Source organism: Aquiflexum balticum DSM 16537 (assembly GCF_900176595.1).
Taxonomy (GTDB): domain Bacteria; phylum Bacteroidota; class Bacteroidia; order Cytophagales; family Cyclobacteriaceae; genus Aquiflexum; species Aquiflexum balticum.
On record NZ_LT838813.1, the window covers coordinates 575,485 to 597,500 of the forward strand.

Here is a 22,016-nt window from a genome sequence, read left to right on the forward strand (position 1 = left end):
TAACATTAGTCAATTATAACATACATTGAAATGAAATTTAAAACTGAACCAGTCTTAATGTCTATAGCTGACGGTGAAATTTTCCTCGCCACCCTTGAAGGCTGTTTCGGCTGGAGCAAAGAATTAAACCTTCCATCAATTATTTATGATTCGGGGCTCTCTCGGATGCTAGTCGTCGGCATTGGGGAGAATGTAGCCACTATCGGACAATGGCTCCCCACTATGAAAACCTGGATTCCAAATAGCGGGAAAGCAGTAATGGAAATACCTGTTTTTTCTGGAAAGGCAAGTGCCTTAACGGCAAGTAAGGACAATCTTTGGGTGGCAGGTGCTGACATAGACAAATCTCATGGCAGCATTTCAAAGAAAGATCATGTGCCCCTTCTGGAAGAAAAAATTATGGAGCTATCACCGAGTGGCCAGATGGTGCAGTTGAAAACAGGTCCAATTGGACGTGTCAATCACATCTGTGGTGGGAAAGGTTGGTTGCTTTTTACCGAAAAGGATAAGCCCGGAAAAATTTCCCTGATCAAAAATGAAAAAATCGAAAGTTTGAGCTTTCCAGGAGGGCTTTTGACAGCCACAGCCAGACAAGGGGACAAAGTAGTGCTTGGAAGTCAGAAAGGATTTTGGAATTTTGATCCGACAACTTTGAAATTTGAGTTGGTGGCAAAATCAAAAGATGATGAGCCAGCCCCTCTTTTCATCTGCATTTGTGGCGAAAAAATTTTCTCAGCAACCAGCAAAGGCGTTTTTGATATTTATAATAAAAACGAAATCGGCAGGGTGGGTCAACAACCATATGCTTTGACCTGCAATGGTGAAAGCCTTTTGATTTTATGGCAAAAGGGCGAACTGGAACAATGGAATACCAAAACCAACAAGCTCGAAAATTCACTTATAACCCTAATAGAATAACAGCTATGACAAAAGAATAGATGAATTAAAAGAGAGATTGAAAAAGAGGGGAAGTAATTACTGAACCAAAATTAAAGAGCCAATTATTTTACCCAAAGTATGGAAGGCCTTCAGATAAAGAAAAAACAGAATACTTTTGAAAAGCACCAAAAGAATGATTTATTCTTTCGGCCTTTGGCAATTCAACCCAAATTAAAGGTCAATTCCCTTGGAGACAAATATGAACAGGAGGCTGACAACATGGCGGACCAGGTCCTTCAAAAGCTTTCCCAAGCTCCATCAAATCAGGACACTTTTGACAATTCTGAAAATACAAATAAAAGAACTCAATTTTTTTCCTCAGATAACAAATCAAAATTTTTGGAACCGGTACCAACCTCGATTCCGTTCAATCCACCCATTCAAGCAAAATGTGAGGCAGAAGAAAAAAAAACATCTGAGGAAGAAGGGATCCAAAGGAAACCTGAACATCATATTTTTCTCCAGACTTATGGTGATGAGGAAGATTCAAACCTGATGGCTAAACGGGGAAATAGTAAAACCCCTTATGTCTCTGCTGAAACTACTGCCCAACTATTTTCTTCAAAAGGTAGCGGTGATCCTTTGCCAAAAAATACCCGATCAGAAATGGAACGGGGTTTTGGAATTGATTTTTCCAAGGTAAGGACACATACCGGATCCTCTGCGGTCGACATGAGCAAAAACTTAGGTGCACAGGCTTTTACCCATGGTTCAGATATCTACTTCAACTCAAGAAAATTTGACACACAAAGCCAAGATGGCAAAAAGCTATTGGCACATGAACTGACCCATGTTATTCAGCAGGATGGATTGCAATCAAATAAAATCATGCGCAAAGTGGATGAAGCCAGTGTAGAGGCAGAATACAACACATGGGCAGACGAAAAAAAACAGCCAAAAGATAAAACCCATGCTGATTTTCCTTTGGCAGTTTGGGATTTCATAATGCCTCAAATTGTTGATTTTACAATGGAACCTTTGCCAAAACCCGCAGCTTCGGATAAGGCAGGTCTGGAAAAATGGAATGATAATTTCTCCAAAGCCGAGATCATAAGCCGATGGTTATTTACGCTGAAATCAACAACCAAAGATGCCAAGATACAATCTGAGGCAGATACAAGAGGATATTACATTCTTGATTCTCTTGCAAAGGCAGGATTTGTATCAAAAGCCATTGCCCAATCAGGCTACCTTGAGCCGTCTAACCGCACATTGGTTTACGATACCATTTTGAAAAACCCATCTATTGTTTCTGCATCAGAATTAGAAACCATCGTAACCTTTCAATGTAATGGAATAGCTGACCCTGGTTCTGTTCCCATTGTTCAAACTTTTACCGATAAAAAAGATTCCCCATTAAAAAAACTAAATGATGATCAAACAAAAGCAATTTTCAAAGTATTGATTACAAAATATGGTAGCCATGATACTATAATTGATGCTGTGGCTGAAGTAATGATGTTTAATCCTAAGATCAGGAATTCAGTTTCTGATGCATTTATGTCCGGTACAATAGGCACACCTGATATCATGTTTAAAGTATTAAAACATAAGTATTTTATTGAGCCTAAGTATGGGGCCACTTTATTGAGTGCATTGAAACCCGCAGATAAGACCAATGAAGAATATGACGAGAAAAGGATGAAAGATGATATGCCTTGGGTGTATTCCTACAAACAAAAGTATTATGTTAAGTTTCTGATTGACCTTGCAAATGGTCAGGGAATCAGAATACCTGCTCCAAAATCCATGACATTTACAGGTTTGAAATCCTGGCTTGAGGCAAATACAGAAAACATTGGAAATGCTGCAAATAAAAAATATCCTTCGAATCCAGAATCTATATTTGAAATCTATGAAAACATCGCAGATATTTTCTTTTACCATATTCCACATGATCGTGATGCAGTACCCCATTTGGAAGGGAAGATTAGCCATTTAAAAGAGGGGGAACCTTCCAAAAAACGTTTTGAAGCAGATTGTGATGTTTTTGCAACCTATGCCATGAGGCTGTTTTCTAATGCAGGTTTTGACCCGATAGGCTATATCGCTTTTGTACCTGAGGGAACAGATGCCCACAGGGCTGCCCATGTTGCTGGCCTTATAAGGAAAGATGGAAAATACTCCATAATCAACAACAAGGGGATTTTGGACATTGGAATTTCTGAATCTGCCGCAGGTACAAAAAAGACAGATGCCATGAAAAAGTTGAGAAAACTTGCTTTTGAAGATGCATATGGTAGACCTTTCCCAACAGATCTGAAAATTTATTATGCTGATTCCGAAGCAAAAGGAAAGATGCCTCAACTTTTTAAAAATCAGGATAGCAGCCTAGAACGGACCGACCTCTAGAAACTTATATAATCTTTTAAAGTACAATTCTGAATTAAAACCATATACTCAACTCATTCATTTCCGGATCAGAAATACTTTGGAATTTCCCGAATTGAAGCTTTGAGGATAATTCTTTGGGATTTGGTCAAAATGAGTCCAAGATTCTGTTTTTACCTCTTTTGGCAGGATTATTTGCCAAATCCCTATTGGCAAAAATGAAAGACCATTTTGACAAACTGATTGGAAAGTAGTAAATTATACCTTTCTACAAATTTTTAACCCATGCACACCAAATACGGATTTACCAAAATGACAATTGCTGAATTCAGCTCTTGGCTACAACATCAAAGGATCGGTAGGACTATCCTCAAAATCCAGCAACACCATACCTGGAACCCAAACTATGCGCTTTTCAATGGCATCAACCATTTTGAAAGACAAAGGGCCATGAAAAACCACCACGTAGCCCACAATGGATGGCAGGATATTGGACAGCACTTTACCATTTTCCCAGATGGAACCATTCTCACGGGAAGGTCCTTGGAAAAAACCCCTGCCTGTATTTTCGGACAGAATGCGGGTTCTATTTGCATCGAAAACTTCGGGAATTTTGACCATGACGGTGATATCATGAGGCCTGAACAGCGTGATTCCATTGTTCAGGTTACCGCATTACTCTGCAAAAAATTCAATTTACCGATCAATGAATTCAGTATCATTTATCATCATTGGTTTGATTTAGCCACGGGAGAAAGAAACTACTCTAGCATAAATAAAAAATCCTGTCCGGGTTCAAATTTTTTCGGGGGCAATAAGGTTTCAGATTGTATCAATTATTTCCTTCCATTGGTTTCCCAAGCCCTTGGTGTATATAATCCTGGAGATTCTACAAACCATGTCAACAAATACGTGGTAGTCACAGCAAGCAGGTTGAATATCAGACAAGGCCCAAGTACATCCTTTCCTTCAGCATCAGATAGGGCTCCAATTGAACGGGGTTCTATTATCAGAGTATATGAGGAAAATGGCGAGTGGCTTAAGATTTCCAACAGTAAGTCGCATTGGATCTTTGGAAGATTCACAAAAGAAGTTATTCGGGCAACAATCAATGCGCAGGTATTGCGGGTAAGAAATGGACCTGGAACCAACTTTGCAATCCTTGGCACCTTACCTAAAGGGGAAGAAGTATTTGTACTTGAGGAAATGAATGATTGGTGCAAAATTGATTTTGACGAAAAATGGTTAGCAAAATCATTTTTAAATTTCTCATAAAACAAAAAAAAAGCCAGTCATCCCCGACTGGCTTTTCTTTATTTACAAGCAATCTTGTTCACCCTTGTAGCATGTCTGCCACCTTCAAATTCCGTATTCAAAAATACCTCTGTTAATTTGTCGGCTAACTCCATTGGAATAAATCTGGCGGGTAAAGCCAGCACATTGGCATCATTGTGCTTTCTGGCCAAAGAGGCCAAATCCTCTGTCCAGCAAAGGGCGGCACGGATACCCTGATGTTTGTTGGCAGTGATGGCTACACCATTACCACTCCCACAGATCAGGATCCCCTGTTTGAATTCTCCTTTTTCAATGGATTCACAAAGCGGATGAACATAATCGGGGTAATCGGCTGAAGCATCAGTGTAAGGACCAAAATCCTTGACTTCATAACCTTCCGATTCCAATATTTTGATCAATTCGGTCTTATATTCAAAACCTGCATGATCTCCTCCTATAGCTAATTTCTTACTCATTGTCCTTGTATTTGAGGTTGTCTGCCAATTCTTTTTCTGCTCTTTTCCTTTCAAGTCGCTTTGCTACCTGAATCCCTGCTTCATACAGTACCAATATAGGCATTGCGATCAATACCTGACTGATAACATCCGGTGGGGTAATTAACGCCGATATAATTAAAATCACCACAATAGAATGTCGTCTGTATGATTTCAACATTGCCGCAGTAACCAAACCTGACATGGACAGAAAATAAATCACAACCGGAAGTTGAAACATGATGGCTGAAGCCAACACTAGCATGGTCAAAGTCCCGATATATGAAGTAATGTCAAATTCATTGAGGATACTTGGATCCAATTGGTAATTCGCCAGGAAATTAATTGAAAGTGGTGCAAGGATAAAATACCCAAAAGCAGTTCCCAAGAAAAACAACAGACTGACAAAAAACACAGCACCTCGCGCAGCTTGCCTTTCTTTGGAATACAATCCCGGAGCTATAAACTTCCATACTTCCCAGAATAAATAAGGGAAAGAAACAATCAATCCAACAACCATACTGGAGGTCAGGTGCATAGAAAACTGCCCCGTCATCTGCCTGCTTTGGATGGTAAAAGGAAGCGTGTCGATACAGAGTGGCGGGATCGACAGGTAATCAGAAATTTGGCAAAGTACCCTATAAGTAATGAAATCAACCTTTGAAGGCCCAAGGATCACCACTCCAAAAACAATACTTTTGGCCAAAAATGCGGCAACAGTAAATATTAAAATAGCTGCGACTGACCTCAACAAATGCCAACGCAACTGTTCCAAATGGTCCAAAAAGGACATGCCTTCTTCTTCCTCTTCGTCTTTATACTGATCTAAGGCCACGTTTTTTTTGGGTAATTAATATAATGGAAACTTTATCATCCAATCATTCACTTCTGACTTGATCCGTACCAATTCCGATTCCTTGTCATGATTCGAAAGCGCCTTATCAATCAAAGTGACAATTTTTTTCATATCAGCCTCTTTTAAACCACGGGTTGTAACTGCGGCCGTACCAACTCGCATTCCCGAGGTGACAAATGGAGAACGTGTATCAAAAGGAACCATGTTTTTATTGATGGTAATATCTACCTTACCTAGCGTTTCTTCCGCAATTTTTCCGGTCAGGTCTTTGTTTCTCAAATCAATCAGCATCATGTGGTTGTCAGTACCACCTGAAATGATCTGATAGCCAAGGGCCACGAAGGATTCAGCCATTATTGCCGCATTCTTCTTGACCTGTAGAACATATTCCATATAATCATCAGAAAGTGCTTCTTGAAAAGCAATGGCTTTGGCAGCAATAATATGTTCCAAAGGTCCACCTTGTGTTCCGGGGAATACACCTGAATCCAATAAAGCGGACATTTTCCTCAATTCACCTTTGGGTGTTTTCAGTCCAAAAGGATTATCAAAATCCTCTCTCATCAAAATCAGACCACCACGTGGACCTCTCAATGTCTTATGCGTGGTAGTAGTTACGATGTGACAGAAATCCAATGGGTCATTCAATAAGCCTCTAGCTATCAATCCTGAAGGGTGGGAAATATCTGCCAATAAAATCGCCCCAACCTGATCTGCGATTTCCCTTAATCTTTCATAATCCCAATCACGGCTATAAGCAGATGCACCACAAATAAGAAGCTTGGGTTTTACTTCTAAAGCCTTTGCTTCAACCTTATCATAATCGATAACGCCAGTTTCTTCTTCTACTCCATAGAAATGAGGACTGTATAATTTTCCTGAAAAATTTATAGGCGAACCATGAGTCAAGTGACCTCCATGAGAAAGGTCAAAACCCAGAATAGGGTCTCCAGCATTCAATACTGCCAAGAATACCGCTGCATTGGCCTGTGCTCCGGAATGTGGCTGTACATTTGCCCAAGTTGCACCAAAAAGTTCCTTTGCTCTGTCTATTGCCAACTGCTCAATCTCATCCACTACCTCACAACCGCCGTAATAACGCTTACCGGGCAATCCTTCTGCATATTTATTGGTCAATACACTTCCTGCTGCTTCCATTACCTGTTTGCTGGTAAAGTTCTCAGAAGCAATCAATTCAATTCCTCTTTTTTGACGGTTTTCTTCTTTACTAATAAGGTCAAAAATGGCCTGATCTCTTTTCATGGGGGGTATTTTAATAGGTCGCCCAAAATTAGTTTTATTCGATGGATTATCCAATTGATTAAAGACAAAAGGAAATAATATAAACACCAGTATAGGGGTTTTCCCCTGCTTTGTTACACTGGATCAGAAGAGCTTTTTCAGGACATTGAATATTCTGACTGCAATTCTTTCCATTCCCAAATCTCCCGGATGTCTTGCTACTGCTTCATTGGAAAAAAGACCGATGGCCATATTTTCTTCGAGAGAACCCAAATCCGACAATCTTACCAATTCCCAATTGTTTGTCTCGGCCGAAAGTATCAATTGCTGGTTTACAATTTCATTGGGCCAAAAGGTCGTAGTGACCAATATCTGCATTTCCCTTCCATCGGCAAGAAAATCAACAAAATCCTTTATAGAATTTGCCAACATATTGCCCTCTATGGTTTCGCTGTCAATATTTTCCCCAAACCTGATAATCAAAATATCCGGCTCAAAATCTTTGAGGTGATTATAAAAAGTAAAATCAAAGGATTCAAAACCCCGCTCGAAAGGAAATACATTTTCTCTCATAAATACTGCCTCCGGCTTTTTGGATCTGATGAGATTTTCCAATAATGAAAAATAATCTTTATCCGCCGAACTGGCAGCCATTCCCCAATTTCCCGACCAACCTATTTCAGCTGAAGGCGGATGCCAGGTGATGCTGTTTCCTATTGCCAGAATCCTGGGGTCCGGCTTTGTCACAGGAGGACTTTCAATCTGTGGGGCGCAGGAGGTCCACAAAATGAAAGTCCATAAAATCAAAAACTTAATATTACTTTTCAAAATTTCCAGAATCTACAAGCAAATTTAAAAAGGGATTTTAACATTCAAGGCTATATTTCTCCCTATCTGATTGATCCCAAATGGTCTGAACAGGGATAAATGATCCAAGTATGCTTTATTGAGGATATTGGTACCGCTTACATAGATATCTAAAAAGCTTTTGCCTACTTTAAGGTTACCTCCAATATTCATCCCCAAAAGAAAATAGCCCGGTGTCGCTTCTTCCAGTGGGGCAGCTCTGTCCTGATCGAAAATAAGAGATCCTAGTACACTGATGTAAGGCTTTTGGAAAATACCCAGATCATTCATTCTGAAGTCAAGGGATTGATTCCACCTAAAAGCAGGTATATAGGGCAAATAAGAAAAATCATCTGTCCTTTGCGCAATTACCATGGAGTATGATGTGGAAGCACTCAACCACTTCACTGATGTGGGTTGGAAATCCAGTTCAATTTCGCCACCATATAATCTTGCATCCGATTGCTCAAAAGTCCAGATTTCAAGGTCTTCTTGCATTTCTCCCGTCGGTGCAAAGAAAATATAATTGTTGATATCATTGTAAAACACTTCCCCGGAAATGGAAAAACCTTTCCCTATATATCTGACTCCAAAATCAGTCTGAATATTTTGTTCACGGACAAATTCCGCATTTCCTTTTTCAAACCTGCGGGTACCCGGATGAACTCCATTGGAAAAAAGTTCGGCTAAATCCGGAGCTCTAAACCCTTGGGCAATATTTAATCTAAATCTCCAATGTGAGTTGGGCCTGAAAGTTGCTCCTCCGGAAGTAGTGATACCATCAAAAGTCCTTTCCAATTTTCTGTCCTCAGGCTCACCGGGAAGTATAAATCCAAAATCCACAAAGTGCGACCCGCTGGCATCCACATTTACCTTTCTGTAATCATATCTCAATCCACCTTGAATTACCCATTTGTCTTTGTTGTAATTCAAGAGACCGTAAACAGATCGGTCATCTTTTCTTGCATCAGGTATCAAAAACTCCAAGGCATCTGTGTAATTGATAGTCTCTAGCAAAAATCCCTGAATACCAAAAATAGCTTCGATATTTGGATTGATCGACTTAAAATATTTGACATCATACATGATATTGGTCTGATTGAGTCCCAAATCAACAAATTCACCGCCTGTTTCAATCTCTTCCCTTAGATTTTTGTGGAGCCCAAAAGTGGCCTTTAGCTTATCCTCTCCCAAAAACACATTTGTTTCCGAGGACAAAAAATGATCCGTCACATTTTGGTATGGTACCTGAGTGGACCTGTCGTTTCTGAAAGTCGCCAATCCTTCAACATCAGATTCATCCAGAATACCGAGTTTTTGCTTGAGATAGGTATACCGAAGTCTCGTATCTCCCCATTTTTTTTGAAGACCCACCCCTGTTTTAAAATTCTGGGTATTAAATCGGGTATTTCCCATTGTCCTTCCGTCCCCATCAATATAGTCGGCATGTGATTCCAATGCCCCGTTAAATGACCAGACAAATCCGTTTTCAGCAGCCCCTTTCACCCCAACTTCAGATCTTAATCCCAAAGTATTGCTATAGCCCCTGAGGTTTACATAACCATCAATATCTCCTATTGCTGCATCTTTTTCTTCTATAAGGTTCACCACTCCTGCCATGGCACCTGAGCCATAAATCAAAGAAGCGGGGCCTTTAATCAATTCTACATTTCCTATTCCCGTCTCTGTCAGTCCAAGACCGTGATCTGCTCCCCATTGCTGATTTTCAAACCTTCCGCCCTGATACACGGAAAGCACTCTGCTGAAAGATAATCCTCTGATGACAGGTTTACTGATTCCGGGACCAAGTGATATTTCATTTACCCCGGGAGTTCTTGCCAATGCAGACATTAAACTTGGTGAGGGCATTTTTAGAATATCAACAATATCCACTTTTTCAATACTGATAGGCGAACTTTCTTTACTCATCACATAAGCACCGGACACCACGACTTCATCAATGCTGGTAAAAGCTTCTTCAAGCTGAATAAGCACACCTGATGTTGACCCTGGCTTAAAGGTTTTTACAATTGTAGAATACCCAACAAATGAAAATTTTAATGTAATGTTTCTTTCAGGAAGTGCAGTCAGGTTGAAATTCCCCTCAAGATCTGTAACCACTCCCCTGTTTAATTCTGCAATAAATACAGTAACCCCTGGCAAGGGCAAATTATTTGATTTATCCACTACTTTTCCCTGAAGGGAAATATTTTGTGCCACTGATAACCCCATTGATACGAGGATAAGAGCAAGCGTAAGTAAGTTGCGCATCGCTGAAATTAAATTTTGATTTTTTTAAACAAGAAAAAATCCTGAACCTGATTGGTTAGGTAAAAATAAATTTTCAAGCTATGGCCGGTGGACCTCGATGCTCAAATCCAATATGGATTTCTGTCAAAAATGCATGGGAGATAAAGCCTGAAATAACGCTTTGAGAAACAAATTCAATAACGGGAATATCCAGAGCAAAATGAAGAATAAAATAATCCGCATCGGCAATAAGATCCAAAATAATCAATTCTATTTCGGTATGCCCATGGTCAGGAAGCGATTCCTGTTCCTGCGTTAAAATCGGATGAGCATGGGTAATTATTTTCCCGTTTGCCAGCTCATGAGAATGAAAAAACAATACTCCATTAGTCAGTATACTGAGCATCAAGGCCAAGCTTAAATGACTGAAAAGGGGTAATATTTTTCTGATGTGATACAAGGGGATCTTTATTTTAACAGATTGTCAACACGAAGGTAATAAAGTTTGTTAAGTAAGGTATTTCTTTTTTATTTTTAAATGTTGTCAAAATTTTTTTTTAGTTCCTTCTAAAAATACCTTTGCCCATAATTTTATCTAATTTAAGATATGATCAATTATGATTTTCGGCCTTCGAGCTACTTTGAAGGTTCTTCTCCAAATATTCTTTTGGTCAGGCTGATATATCCGGAAAGTCAGTGGGGAGAGGAAATCAGCATTTATGCGAATGTGATGGACGGTGTGATTTATTACGAAGCCGTAGACTTTTATGGGAACGATTTTAAATTGGATCCTGAAAAATCAAAGCTTCCCCTATCCCTTCAGGAGCTTATTCTAATGATTGAAAAAATGGATGTTGACCCTGATTCAGGGCAGGGAAATGTGAATCTTACTCTTTCAGGAATACCTGAAGCCAATAGTTTAATCTATCCTGAACTTCAGGAATACTTTTCAGAAAAACGTAAATTTTACAGGCTTAATTAAAAATCCAAAATCGTTTCATAAGCCCTGGTCAAGATATGATGGGTTTTAAACCAATAATCATATGTTTCAAAAGAAATGCAGTCATTGATCTCGATTCCTTGAAAATTAAATATTTTGATGCTGTTTGGAGGAAGCCAGCTTCTCAGGTCATTGGCCTGATCTATTGTCAATTGGTTTAGTTGCACAATTTTTTTGCCTTCAACCACAATTGGTATTAATTTGGTCATATTCATTAAGTTTAACTTAACAAAAGAACTCTTTTAGAATCAGGTTTTGATTATTTATAAATTATGATTTTGTTATTTTTGAATTACACAAATAATTCAAATCACCACCTGATTCTAAATTTTTCTTTTCCTTCAACCTGTTTATGCTGAACATCATCTTGATTGTTGTTTTCCTTCTTTTAGGTATCTCTGCCCAAAAATTAAAATTTTTACCAATTGATACTGCCCTATACCTGAATAAGTATCTGATTTATGTAGTGCTCCCTGCCCTTGCTTTGAAGTATCTTCCACAGATAGAATTGGTCCCACAACTTGCGCTTCCCATTGCTTCTGCATATATCAGTTTTGGGCTTTCATGGCTGATATTTGGATACCTGGGAACTAGATTGAATTGGAAGCGATCAGTGACGGGATGTTTGATCATTGTTTCAGGATTGGCAAACACTTCATTTGTTGGATTCCCGATAGTTCAGGCACTTTATGGAGATGAAGGGGTGAAAATCGCCTTATTGATTGATCAGGCAGGTTCATTTATCATTGTCAGTAGCATTGCGGTGATCGTAGCCTCCATTTACAGCACCGGCAAAAAAAGAAAAAGAGATATTACCAAAAAAATCCTAACATTCCCGCCCTTTTTATTTTTCCTTATCGCGATGGGGATGAATATCAATGGCTATTCGTTTTCCGGAAATTTCGAAACAATCCTTCAGGTGATTACAGCAACCCTGACACCGGTGGCATTGACTGCGGTGGGCTTACAGGTGAAAATCAATTCAAATGCTTTCCGTTCCAAATTCCTTTGGATGGGTTTAGGGTATAAACTTCTTCTGATTCCTTTGATAATTTGGATTCTCTTCAAAAAAGTATTCTTGCTCGAGGGACTTTTATTGCAGGTTTCTGTAATTGAAACAGCCATGGCTCCCATGATTACAGGATCCATCATCGCCATCACGCATGATCTGGAACCAAAGCTTGCTTCGCTATTGGTAGGCGTTGGAATTCCCCTCTCTTTTGTTACTCTTGCAATCTGGTATTTTTTATTAGGTTAATTCTTCTTTGTAGTATCCGGTTTTGCAGGCTTCGGTTTTCCCAAAATCCCTCTTAAAAGGTTTTTTGCTTCATCAACCGCCTTATCTTTGGTTTCGGAAATCTTCTTGTCTGCTTCTTTTTGAAGACTATCCTGGATCATCTGGGATTTTAATGTAAGTTCTTTTTTCAAACTGTCTTCAGCTGCCTGAAATTGTTGTTTGGCCTGTTCCTGAATATTTTCCTTTTCAGCTGCTCCTCTTGACTTTAGAGCTGATGTCAAAAGATTCTCTATGCTATTTCCGCCTGCTAACCCAATCTTTGGGCTGTTATAGGTCCCTCCCAGATTAATGGCAATGGGAATAAGAGTGGATTGATCCATCTGATTTCCTGAAATAGCTGCGAGAAGTGCGTTGGCCTGAGAACCGAATTCTCCTGCCGGCACCTGCATATTGATCAGATAATTGATAGAGCCATCAAACCCGGTACTTCCCTGTATATTTGCCTGATAGTCCCAAAGCTTGACATCAAAAGGTTTGACGTCCATTACCCCTTGGTTAATTTCTATAGGAATACTGAGGTTTCTAAATTGAAGTGTATTGGTATCATTCAGTTTAGTAAGACTGGTTATGCCCTGCAACAAAGTACTGTTTTGAAAAGATGCTTCGGTTACTTTCAGTAAGCCTTTTAAATCCAAAGAAGAAAGTAACGGCATCATATCCTGACCAAGAGTTCCGGAAAAATCAAGATTAGTATTGAAGTTTCCGGTCAGGTGCTGGGCAATCGGAGCAAATGCCTTTACGGTATTGAACGATTGAAAGGCTTGGGGAATACTAAGATTGGCCAAATTAAGGCTGAAATCAAATTTTGGAGCTGTAAGATCTCTTGGGTCGTAGGAACCATTCATCATCACCTTCCCGCCCAATGTGCTCATGGAAGCATCTTTAAAACTCAACACCCCCTCTTTCAAGGCCAAGCTTCCCTGAATATCTTTCAAAACAAGGTTGTCATATAGCACTTCCGCAGCCGCTACAGACATATTGAAATCAATGTTTTTGGGCAATTCAATCACTGTAAGTGCCGAACTTTCAGTGCTGCCTGTATCCGTCATCCACTCATTGACATTGAATTTACTTGAATTTAATGTCAACTGACCCTTCAGGGTCTCATCGTCTTTAAGGATATAATTGACGTAATTGGAAAGAAATCCTGAGGCAAGCAATGGACTTTCTCCTACTCTTGAATCAAATTTTGTCAGGTTGATCCTATCCGGCGAAAAATCAGCATCGGCCTGATGGATTCTAATTCCCTGAGGTAAATCAGCTGAAGTAAAATAAAAATTCGATATACTTGCCGAACCCCGTGTATCCAGTCTGTTGTACCTTCCTGCTTCCACATCCTGATAAGATCCTTTGGTCTGAATATCTGCCATGACTTTCCCTTCCATGATGATGCCTTCCATTGGGAAAATCGCCAGCATTTTACCAAAATCCAATGTTCCCTTTAAAGCACCGTCCCAATTGAGCAATGAAAAATCATTGATTTTCAACCTTCCGGAGATTTGTTCATCCTCTAATTCAAATCCAAATTGGCTTAAATCAACCAAAAAGTCATTCATATCTCCGGTTGGATTCAATATGGAAGCATTCACATTTAAATTTTCGATCGGAGCAGGATAATCAGCACTTTTGATATATGCATTGCTGAGCAGCATTTTTGCATCGATAGTAGGAATAATCTGGGCGGCAGAGTCATATTTGCCTTTTGCTTGGGCATTGACATCTAGAATTCCTTTCAGCGTCAATCCTTCAACAGGAAAAATGGAAGTAACTTCTTCCAAATTTAATTTTCCTTTTAAAGCTCCATCCATTTCGTAAGTGAGCAGATCGGCCAGAAAAAATCTTCCTGAAACAGGGTTCGTCCCAAAATCAAGATTGAAAGTTGGAATATTAACTGAAGTATTGTCCAGGTTATTCGTAGCGTTCTTGACCTGCATATCCAGATTTATATTACTGACAGGCCTGGGTAAATCCGGATATTGGAACATCCCATCTGCTACCTTTATTGAAACATCAAAGGCGGGAAAACTCTGTTCATTATAAATTCCTTTCAAAAATCCAGAAAAATCCATAGTTCCTGAAGTTTTTATGTCAGAGAAATTATCGGTATAAATGCCCGGTACTAAGGAAAGTATGCTTTTGAATGAGTTGTTTTTACCTTCAAAGGTCAGGTCTAATTCAATGTCATCATCCGGCATAGCGATTAAACCCTGAAAACCAAAAAGAAAATCATTGATATTGAAATCCCCGTCCCCGAAAGAAAACTTCATTTGATCCATATCAATATTCATCAAGGTTTCTCCCTTAAATTTTTTATTTCTAAGGTAATTGGTGCCCTCATAGGAAATATCAGCAATCATTGCTTCCATTTTCACAGGCAAATCATACACATCAAGTGTAAAATCCCCTTTTCCTTCCATTTTGATTTTTCCCAAAGCCATAAAATATTGAAGCTGTCTGTCATCATAGACCACATCAAAATCATTTACTTCGATCAGGTCAATGCCTATCTGGAAATTACTTTCGGGTTCTGTTTCCTCTGATGGATAGGTGATATCATAATTGGCAGTCCCATCTTCAAGAACTTTAACATATAAACTCCCACCGTCCAGGTGAATTCCTGTCAGAGAGGGATAATCACCAAATAGAACAGACCTGAGATTGAAATCGACCTGCAATCTGTCCATATGGACCAATGTGTCATTCTGGAAAGGGGGGTTGCCAATTATACCAAACTCCTTGATAGTTGCAGAGACATGTGGAAACCTTTTGAATATACTTAAACTGATATTCTTAAAGTCGTAGTAAACCTGTGCATTCACAGACTCGGATATTTCCTTATCAATCCGCTCGACAATTTTATCTTTGAAAATAAAAGGCAGTGCCACCGCAGAAGCTATCAAAAGCACTAAGATGGAAACAATAATTATCAATAACCTTTTCATGATTTTTTCTATAACGAACCCATTGAATAACGAAAAAAGTATCCCGAAAGATGCTTTTCTTATCCCTTAATCCCACACATCCTGTAAAAGTGCATCAAACTCCTGATGGATCAATCCATTGGAAGCAAGAATCTCTCTTCCAAAAAGATAATCATCTCCTTGTCTGAAATCAGTGACCATTCCACCCGCTTCTTTGACGATCAATGCTCCTGCTGCCACATCATAAGGTTTGAGATTGAATTCAAAAAATCCGTCTGCCCGTCCGGCAGCTACATAGCACAGATCCATGGCGGCGCTTCCCAATCTTCTTATTCCATGGGTTTTCTGCATAAGCATTTTCAAGGCATCCAAATACGCATCAATCTGGTTAAAGGCACTGTAAGGAAATCCTGTAGCAATCAGACTTTCCCCAAGATTGGCAGCCTTACTTACTTTAATGGGCGTACCATTACAAAAAGCACCTTTCCCTTTCAAAGCATAAAAGCATTCGTGAAAATTGATTTCATAAACTACTCCCAATATAATTTCATCCAGATGTCTTAGACCTATACTTACGGCAAAAATCGGTAAGCCATGAATGAAATTTGTAGTGCCATCCAAAGGATCTATGATCCAAGTAAATTCCTTGCCTTCTGTCTGTGCTGTGCCTTCTTCGGTGATAAAATCAGACCCTGGAAGAATTTTGGATAGCCCTTCCACAATCATTTTTTCAGCTTCTTTATCTACATAAGATACAAGGTCATTGAGTCCTTTTTGCTCAACGCTTTTCACATCAAACGTCTGTCTTTCTTTTCTAATAAAAACTCCTGCAGATTCAGCTACTTCAATGGTTTGTTTTAATACTTGTGATAAATCAATCATTCTGCGAGATAGGTTATTTTTTTATTGAAAGATTTAAAATTAAAAAATTGTAAGATTAAATTGGTCTTTAAGCATAATCAGAGAATCATGATCACTATACGTTTTTTCCTACTCCCTGGAGCACAATTACGATCTCTCCTTTTATCGGATTTTCTTTATAATATTCAATCAGCTCCTCCAGTGTACCTCTGACATTTTCTTCAAAAACTTTTGTCAATTCCCTGGATACACTTGCCATACGGTCCTTACCAAAATTTTCTGCAAACTGTTCAAGGGTTTTCATCAGCCGGTGCGGGGACTCATAAAATATCATTGTCCGGGATTCTTCCAAAAGAGATTCAATTCTGGTTTTCCTGCCTTTTTTATGAGGCAAAAATCCCTCGAAGGTAAACCTATCATTGGGCAGACCTGAATTGACCAAAGCAGGAACAAAGGCAGTCGGACCTGGAAGGCAATTCACCTCGATTCCTACATCCTTAGCAGCTCTTACCAATAAAAATCCGGGATCAGATATCCCGGGCGTACCTGCATCACTGACCAAGGCCATGACTTCTCCTTTTTTTAGCCTTTCAATAAGTCTCTCAACAGTCTTGTGTTCATTGAAAATATGATAACTCTGTAAAGGCCGTTGTATTTCATAATGCTTGAGCAACTTTCCTGTTGTGCGGGTATCCTCCGCAAGGATGACATCCACGGATTTCAGTACTTCAATAGCCCTAAAAGTAATGTCTTTAAGATTACCGATGGGAGTAGGCACAAGAAAGAGTTGAACGGGTCTTTCTTCAGAAATATCAGATTTCATCAATGGCTTTGGCTAAGTCTCTATCTTTTTGGGTTATGACATTCCCTTTATCATGGGTGGTCAGCTCAATATTTACCGTATTGTATACATTGCTCCAATTAGGATGATGGTCATGTTTTTCAGCAAGGAAAGCGACTCTTGTCATAAAGGCAAAAGCTTCTTGAAAGTCTTTGAATTTAAAGGTTCTTTTTAGTTTGTTGTTTTCTTCGGTCCACATAACTGTTTTTTTTAAAGTGAAATTACCCCTTCAATCTTCGATGCTTTTTCGTAAATATCCAATATTGACTCACTATTGGGCATCATTGCCTTAATGGTCGCAGATACATATTTGCCCTTTGAAGAGGTCTTTAAGGTCATCTTATTATTAGGCAATAACGCTGCCACTTTTTGTTCTTTGCCACTGGGGACTATAAATTTAAACATATACAAGGTCGGGAAGGAAGTTTGGGCTTCCAGTTTTTCCTTGAATGATTCTTTGTCAAATGCATGTTTCATTTTTGGCCAATTTAAGTTTTGAACAACATTTTGATGAAATAAAATCCAAAGACAAAAAAAAACCCGTGAACGGATCCACGGGTTTTGATTCTTAATCACGGTTTAGAAAAATTTATATCTATAATCTTTGACATTAGCCAAATCTTCTAAAGCCATCATTATCATGTATGAAGTTCTTTGAGAAGCATTGAGGGTAAGTTGTCTTTGATAACTGTTATAATCTGCAATTTCTGGGGAAGGAGTCAAAGAATTCAATTTCAATACGATGATTCCAACATCCTCATGTATGGGTCTGCTGATATCTCCGGGATTTTGAAGTCCAAAGACCGCGCCAATAGCCTTAGGGGCAAATCCCACTCCTGGTAATACTGATGCGTTTAGCCTAAGGTCTGCTGTATTGTCCAAAGAAGCTACATCTTCAAATAAAGCCTGCATCTCTTCAAGTGATGCATTATCTTTGATTTTTTCTTTGATCATTTCAGCTTTCTTATCATTTCTGACCTGAGTCAATACCTGCTGCCTTACTTGATCCAAGCTTGCGGTACCTTCTTCATATTTGTTTTTAAGGGTAGCTACGATATACGTATTGTCCAATTCAAACACCTGTGAAACTTTTCCAACTGAGGCATCATTAAATGCCCATCTGATTACCTCTCTCGCATTTTGAAGGTTATTTAAATTCCTCGCAAATGCATCTACATTATTTGCCTGAATGATTCTATAACCTTCTTTTTCAGCATTGGCAACAAACTCTTTGGCATTACCGGTGTTGGCCGCAAAAAAATCAGCTTTCCTGAAAACATCATTTCTAGTGGCATCACTAGGACCCAACTCCAACTCTAGAGTAGCAATTTTATAGGTCTCAGTCTGGGGAAGGTCTGTAACACTGATGATATGAAATCCATATTCAGTTTCCACTAATCTGTTGATCAATCCTGTACTTTTAGCTTCAAAAGAAACATTTGCAAATTCCTCCACAAAATCTGCTTTGGCAAACCATCCTAAGTCACCACCTCGCTGTGCTGTGCCATCCTGACCATACTGAGCAGCGGCTGCGGCAAAATTAAGGCCTTCCTGAATTTCTTTCAATACACCCTGAGCCGTCTGTCTCACTTGTTCTTTTGCATCCCCCTCCAAGTCTTGCGCTCCGAAAAGAATGTGGCTTGCTCTCATTTTGGGAGTACCATCAAATTTTGAAGTGATTTTATGGCTGACATATGAAGACCTGTTGGTGAGGAAAGGACCATAAGTCTCTCCTTCTACAAATTCATCTACATTGGATGTAAGTGTATTTGGCAAAACATCACCGGGGCCAAAGGTTGAAAACGGTTGTAAGCCTTCTGAATTACGAACGACAAATAGGGAATCATTGCTGGTACTCCTCAATTCTTCAGTTAATTCCCTGATTTCGCTGATTACAGTTGCTGAATCTTCACCACTTGGATTGAGCTCGAAGCTGACATAATCCAAATCAATTGCATTTGAGACCTTAAACTTATCAGGATTCTTGCTGATATAATCTTTCAGTTCACTGTCCGAAACCTGAACCAATGAATCGGATATAGCATAAAATGGAATGAATAAATGATCCACATCCGCTATGGAGTTGGTCATTTTATGTTCTAACTTACCTTCCTTGGAATTGGCATATTCAGAGGTCGACAAAAGATTGTCATACTTGATCCTTAACCTTGCATTGGCAAACATTCTTTCCTGCTGAGCCCAATAGGCTCTTTGCTCCGGACCTGCTGCGTCGAGGGATTGAAGGAATGATACCAATTGGGTTCTGTCAAATTCACCTGTCTGCGGATTGGTCAGCTGCTGCCTAAGCTCAGCGATGATGTTTTTGCCCTGAACAAGGTCAACCAATTCAGCATCGGAAACAGTCAGTCCCAATGCTTCATATTGCGATTCAAAGACCCGCTCCACAATCAAAGCCCTCCATGCCTGTTCACGGATGGAGTTCATTTCAGCTTCGGAAGGGGTCCTTCCTGTATTTTGTTGAAATGAAAATTTTGTTTCCTCTATTTTTTGGATGTATTCCTCATAAGAAATACTTTCACCTGCAATCTCACCTACTTCGTTTGATTTGCCGCCCAAAAGGGTGGAATTTGGACTTAAAATATCTCCTCCTACAAGGAAAAATATCAATCCCACTGCAATAACACCTATTGCAAGACCTGTTCTCTGTCTGATTTTTTTAATTAAAGCCATTCTCCTGTTTGTTGAAGTGCCGCAAAATAATTCAATCTGCGTGTAAATTCAAAATATAATCTTTGTCAATAAATTAATTGAAGCTGTCAGAACCATGATGAATCTTGATTTTGACTGTTTCCAATCGGTGCTCCTGTTTTGAAACTACAACAAAAGTATAGGCCTCATAGGTAATAGACTCGCCTTTTTGAGGAATATCTTCCCTTAATGAAAGAATAAATCCTGCTAAAGTTTCAAAATCTCCGTATGGAATATGCCATCCATATTTTTCATTTAAATAATCAATTTCATGTCTGGCACTGAGCAAATATTCATTTTCTGACAATTTTTGTTCAATCAGATCATCACTGTCATACTCATCCTGAATTTCCCCAAAGATTTCTTCAATGATATCTTCCATGCTGACAATTCCGCTAGTCCCGCCAAATTCATCCACCACCAATGCCAAACTTTTTCTTTCTTTAATAAATTGTATCAGTAATTCATTTGCCAAAGCAGACTCAGGGACTATAATTATCGGCGTAAGAATATCTGCAATATTTTTGGGTTTTTTGAACAACTCCAATTGATGGCAATAACCGATCACATCATCAATGGAATCTTTGAAAACAATGATCTTGGAGTGGCCGCTTTCAGCAAATACCTCTTTTAGATCTTCCATAGTATCTTCAATATCCACTGCAGCAATATCTGTCCTTGGAACCATACATTCCCTTACCCTGATGGTTTTGAATTCCACTGCATTATCAAAAATCTTGGTGTCCATATCTACCTTTATATCACTACCGCTGTGGCGCAGGTTATTTTGTATGAAACTATTCAGATCAGTTACTTTAAAAACCGGTTTATCCTCATTGTAATCCAATCTCAAAATATTGACAATAAAGAACCTGGATAGCCCCACTACCAACCAAACTATAGGAAACATGATAATATAAACAATCTGAAAAGGCACTGAAAAAACAGACAACAAACTATTCGGATTGAGCATAAAAATGCTTTTAGGAAGAAATTCAGCAGTAATTAAAACCAACATGGTTGAGATTACTGTTTGGATGACCAATATCAAAACCTGATTTTCAAATCCGACCGGTATCCAACCCCTTATCCAAGGTTCCAAAAGATTGGTCATAAATATACCATACAACACCAAAGCAATGGTATTGCCAATCAAGGTTGTGCCAATAAATTGACCTGGGCGCTGAATAAAAGCGGATAAAATTCTTCCTGAAAGTAAGCCCTGCTTATTTTGAAGTTCAATATGCAGTTTGTTGGCTGAGACGTATGCTATTTCTATTCCTGAAAAAAAGGCGGAAAAAAGCAGGGTAATAACGACATAAATGAGGTATTGTGATTCCATTATTTCCTTCCCTTGGTTTTACTTTTTTTTGTTTTTTCAATTGAATCACTGCCTTCCTTCACCAGCTGATTGTTTTTCCGATACCTATACCAGAATAGGAGTACCACTGCAAACATAAATACCGGGTACGAAGCTGTCAGCCCCAAGGTAATGGTAAGGTGGGTTCCCACTATCACCAAAGCTGCAGAAAGTGACAATAAAATGATATCAGTAAGTTTCATTTACATTCCCTCACCCGGCAATAAAGTCCGGCTATTGGTTACTTTAAAGAGTTTATATTCATTGAATCCTTCATCAGCTTCCATTCCTGTTCCATTAAAAAGAGTTTCTTTTTCCTGAACAGTCACAAACTTCTCCGTATAAATCTTTTTGGAATTCGGATTCCAATAAAGCTCTTCTGAGGAAAGTTTTTGTTCCTTCTCTAAATTATTTACTCTCACGTCTCCTTCCCCTCTATAAATATTATCCTTTCTTTCATAATAGCCCTTGTCAGCTCGCATGGTGGTACTGATATTTCCCTCTTTATCGAAAAATGTAATTTCAATACCTTGAGGAAATTCAATATTACCGTCTTCATATTCCAGTTGTTTTTTAGCTCTTAAAACAGTCCGAATGATTGCAGAATCACTGTGATACAATTCGATATCATAAGCTATACTCGTTGGTCCCAAATAACCTTCCAACAAAGCAGTATCTACTTCTTCTCCACAGGAAGAAAACAACAGAGGGATGAAACAAAAAAACAATAATGGTCCTGAAATCCATTTCATAGCCCCAAAGATATCAAAAGAAATACAAACCTATTAGTAACA

At 39.0% G+C, this 22,016-nt stretch carries 21 protein-coding genes; 5 read left to right on the forward strand and 16 right to left on the reverse strand.

What is annotated here, in order from left to right:
- Positions 1 to 30 precede the first annotated feature (30 nt).
- From B9A52_RS02590 to B9A52_RS02600, 3 genes are all read left to right on the forward strand, one after another.
- A complete protein-coding gene (locus B9A52_RS02590; RefSeq protein WP_157370044.1) occupies positions 31 to 918 on the forward strand; it encodes a hypothetical protein in 888 nt (295 codons plus the stop codon).
- Positions 919 to 1,017: 99 nt separating this feature from the next.
- Positions 1,018 to 3,291, forward strand: a complete 2,274-nt coding sequence (locus B9A52_RS02595) for an eCIS core domain-containing protein (protein WP_084118834.1) — start codon at positions 1,018 to 1,020, stop codon at positions 3,289 to 3,291.
- Between the two features lie 264 nt (positions 3,292 to 3,555).
- On the forward strand, positions 3,556 to 4,545 hold the full coding sequence (locus B9A52_RS02600) for an SH3 domain-containing protein (protein WP_084118835.1): 990 nt from the start codon (positions 3,556 to 3,558) through the stop codon (positions 4,543 to 4,545).
- A gap of 38 nt (positions 4,546 to 4,583) precedes the next feature.
- Here the strand turns inward: B9A52_RS02600 and rpiB are convergent, their stop codons facing one another.
- From rpiB to B9A52_RS02630, 6 genes are all read right to left on the reverse strand, one after another.
- Entirely contained in the window at positions 4,584 to 5,021 is a 438-nt protein-coding gene (gene rpiB / locus B9A52_RS02605; RefSeq protein ID WP_084118836.1) for a ribose 5-phosphate isomerase B, read from the reverse strand.
- Positions 5,014 to 5,874 carry a twin-arginine translocase subunit TatC gene (tatC, locus tag B9A52_RS02610; protein ID WP_084118837.1) on the reverse strand — a complete coding sequence of 287 codons (861 nt, stop codon included), beginning with the start codon at positions 5,872 to 5,874 and terminating at the stop codon, positions 5,014 to 5,016. Before tatC ends, rpiB begins: the two co-directional genes overlap by 8 nt.
- 15 nt (positions 5,875 to 5,889) lie before the next feature.
- Positions 5,890 to 7,158: a serine hydroxymethyltransferase gene (locus B9A52_RS02615; RefSeq protein ID WP_084118838.1), complete on the reverse strand. Its 1,269-nt coding sequence runs from the start codon at positions 7,156 to 7,158 to the stop codon at positions 5,890 to 5,892.
- 123 nt (positions 7,159 to 7,281) lie between these two features.
- On the reverse strand, positions 7,282 to 7,965 hold the full coding sequence (locus B9A52_RS02620; protein ID WP_084118839.1) for an SGNH/GDSL hydrolase family protein: 684 nt from the start codon (positions 7,963 to 7,965) through the stop codon (positions 7,282 to 7,284).
- Between the two features lie 24 nt (positions 7,966 to 7,989).
- Entirely contained in the window at positions 7,990 to 10,254 is a 2,265-nt protein-coding gene (locus B9A52_RS02625; RefSeq protein WP_084118840.1) for a TonB-dependent receptor, read from the reverse strand.
- A gap of 73 nt (positions 10,255 to 10,327) precedes the next feature.
- The gene (locus B9A52_RS02630) at positions 10,328 to 10,639 is read right to left on the reverse strand and encodes a hypothetical protein (RefSeq protein ID WP_084118841.1); all 312 of its coding nucleotides are present in this window, start codon (positions 10,637 to 10,639) and stop codon (positions 10,328 to 10,330) included.
- A 201-nt stretch (positions 10,640 to 10,840) separates the two neighbouring features.
- Between B9A52_RS02630 and B9A52_RS02635 the strand changes: the two genes are divergently transcribed.
- Positions 10,841 to 11,215: a UDP-glucuronosyltransferase gene (locus B9A52_RS02635; protein WP_084118842.1), complete on the forward strand. Its 375-nt coding sequence runs from the start codon at positions 10,841 to 10,843 to the stop codon at positions 11,213 to 11,215.
- Here B9A52_RS02635 and B9A52_RS02640 read toward each other — a convergent pair.
- Complete coding sequence (locus tag B9A52_RS02640) at positions 11,212 to 11,442, reverse strand: hypothetical protein (protein ID WP_084123362.1); 231 nt, start codon at positions 11,440 to 11,442, stop codon at positions 11,212 to 11,214. The genes B9A52_RS02635 and B9A52_RS02640 overlap by 4 nt on opposite strands.
- A 143-nt stretch (positions 11,443 to 11,585) precedes the next feature.
- Between B9A52_RS02640 and B9A52_RS02645 the strand changes: the two genes are divergently transcribed.
- Positions 11,586 to 12,491, forward strand: a complete 906-nt coding sequence (locus B9A52_RS02645; protein WP_084118843.1) for an AEC family transporter — start codon at positions 11,586 to 11,588, stop codon at positions 12,489 to 12,491.
- Here B9A52_RS02645 and B9A52_RS02650 read toward each other — a convergent pair.
- From B9A52_RS02650 to lptC, 9 genes are all read right to left on the reverse strand, one after another.
- Entirely contained in the window at positions 12,488 to 15,472 is a 2,985-nt protein-coding gene (locus B9A52_RS02650; protein ID WP_084118844.1) for an AsmA-like C-terminal region-containing protein, read from the reverse strand. The genes B9A52_RS02645 and B9A52_RS02650 overlap by 4 nt on opposite strands.
- Before the next feature lie 66 nt (positions 15,473 to 15,538).
- The gene (locus B9A52_RS02655) at positions 15,539 to 16,333 is read right to left on the reverse strand and encodes an inositol monophosphatase family protein (protein ID WP_084118845.1); all 795 of its coding nucleotides are present in this window, start codon (positions 16,331 to 16,333) and stop codon (positions 15,539 to 15,541) included.
- Positions 16,334 to 16,427: 94 nt separating this feature from the next.
- On the reverse strand, positions 16,428 to 17,135 hold the full coding sequence (gene rsmI / locus B9A52_RS02660) for a 16S rRNA (cytidine(1402)-2'-O)-methyltransferase (RefSeq protein ID WP_084118846.1): 708 nt from the start codon (positions 17,133 to 17,135) through the stop codon (positions 16,428 to 16,430).
- Complete coding sequence (locus tag B9A52_RS02665; RefSeq protein WP_084118847.1) at positions 17,125 to 17,352, reverse strand: 4a-hydroxytetrahydrobiopterin dehydratase; 228 nt, start codon at positions 17,350 to 17,352, stop codon at positions 17,125 to 17,127. The genes rsmI and B9A52_RS02665 overlap by 11 nt, the downstream gene beginning before the upstream one ends.
- 11 nt (positions 17,353 to 17,363) lie before the next feature.
- The gene (locus B9A52_RS02670; protein WP_084118848.1) at positions 17,364 to 17,630 is read right to left on the reverse strand and encodes a DUF493 family protein; all 267 of its coding nucleotides are present in this window, start codon (positions 17,628 to 17,630) and stop codon (positions 17,364 to 17,366) included.
- A gap of 102 nt (positions 17,631 to 17,732) precedes the next feature.
- On the reverse strand, positions 17,733 to 19,844 hold the full coding sequence (locus B9A52_RS02675; RefSeq protein WP_084118849.1) for a peptidylprolyl isomerase: 2,112 nt from the start codon (positions 19,842 to 19,844) through the stop codon (positions 17,733 to 17,735).
- 73 nt (positions 19,845 to 19,917) lie between these two features.
- The gene (locus tag B9A52_RS02680; RefSeq protein WP_084118850.1) at positions 19,918 to 21,204 is read right to left on the reverse strand and encodes a hemolysin family protein; all 1,287 of its coding nucleotides are present in this window, start codon (positions 21,202 to 21,204) and stop codon (positions 19,918 to 19,920) included.
- Positions 21,204 to 21,425, reverse strand: a complete 222-nt coding sequence (locus B9A52_RS02685; protein WP_084118851.1) for a hypothetical protein — start codon at positions 21,423 to 21,425, stop codon at positions 21,204 to 21,206. Before B9A52_RS02685 ends, B9A52_RS02680 begins: the two co-directional genes overlap by 1 nt.
- Positions 21,426 to 21,974, reverse strand: coding sequence for an LPS export ABC transporter periplasmic protein LptC (gene lptC, locus B9A52_RS02690; RefSeq protein WP_084118852.1), 549 nt, complete (start codon positions 21,972 to 21,974; stop codon positions 21,426 to 21,428).
- Between the last annotated feature and the right edge of the window lie 42 nt (positions 21,975 to 22,016).

Bases quoted from the DNA above. Each gene is read 5' to 3' on its own strand.
- B9A52_RS02635 (WP_084118842.1), top strand. From the start codon at position 10,841: ATGATCAATTATGATTTTCGGCCTTCGAGCTACTTTGAAGGTTCTTCT.
- B9A52_RS02685 (WP_084118851.1), bottom strand. From the start codon at position 21,425: ATGAAACTTACTGATATCATTTTATTGTCACTTTCTGCAGCTTTGGTG.
- B9A52_RS02655 (WP_084118845.1), bottom strand. From the start codon at position 16,333: ATGATTGATTTATCACAAGTATTAAAACAAACCATTGAAGTAGCTGAA.
- rsmI (WP_084118846.1), bottom strand. From the start codon at position 17,135: ATGAAATCTGATATTTCTGAAGAAAGACCCGTTCAACTCTTTCTTGTG.
- B9A52_RS02675 (WP_084118849.1), bottom strand. From the start codon at position 19,844: ATGGCTTTAATTAAAAAAATCAGACAGAGAACAGGTCTTGCAATAGGT.
- rpiB (WP_084118836.1), bottom strand. From the start codon at position 5,021: ATGAGTAAGAAATTAGCTATAGGAGGAGATCATGCAGGTTTTGAATAT.
- B9A52_RS02615 (WP_084118838.1), bottom strand. From the start codon at position 7,158: ATGAAAAGAGATCAGGCCATTTTTGACCTTATTAGTAAAGAAGAAAAC.
- B9A52_RS02595 (WP_084118834.1), top strand. From the start codon at position 1,018: ATGGAAGGCCTTCAGATAAAGAAAAAACAGAATACTTTTGAAAAGCAC.
- lptC (WP_084118852.1), bottom strand. From the start codon at position 21,974: ATGAAATGGATTTCAGGACCATTATTGTTTTTTTGTTTCATCCCTCTG.
- B9A52_RS02590 (WP_157370044.1), top strand. From the start codon at position 31: ATGAAATTTAAAACTGAACCAGTCTTAATGTCTATAGCTGACGGTGAA.
- B9A52_RS02650 (WP_084118844.1), bottom strand. From the start codon at position 15,472: ATGAAAAGGTTATTGATAATTATTGTTTCCATCTTAGTGCTTTTGATA.
- B9A52_RS02645 (WP_084118843.1), top strand. From the start codon at position 11,586: ATGCTGAACATCATCTTGATTGTTGTTTTCCTTCTTTTAGGTATCTCT.
- B9A52_RS02600 (WP_084118835.1), top strand. From the start codon at position 3,556: ATGCACACCAAATACGGATTTACCAAAATGACAATTGCTGAATTCAGC.
- B9A52_RS02640 (WP_084123362.1), bottom strand. From the start codon at position 11,442: ATGACCAAATTAATACCAATTGTGGTTGAAGGCAAAAAAATTGTGCAA.
- B9A52_RS02630 (WP_084118841.1), bottom strand. From the start codon at position 10,639: ATGCTCAGTATACTGACTAATGGAGTATTGTTTTTTCATTCTCATGAG.
- B9A52_RS02680 (WP_084118850.1), bottom strand. From the start codon at position 21,204: ATGGAATCACAATACCTCATTTATGTCGTTATTACCCTGCTTTTTTCC.
- B9A52_RS02670 (WP_084118848.1), bottom strand. From the start codon at position 17,630: ATGAAACATGCATTTGACAAAGAATCATTCAAGGAAAAACTGGAAGCC.
- B9A52_RS02625 (WP_084118840.1), bottom strand. From the start codon at position 10,254: ATGCGCAACTTACTTACGCTTGCTCTTATCCTCGTATCAATGGGGTTA.
- B9A52_RS02665 (WP_084118847.1), bottom strand. From the start codon at position 17,352: ATGTGGACCGAAGAAAACAACAAACTAAAAAGAACCTTTAAATTCAAA.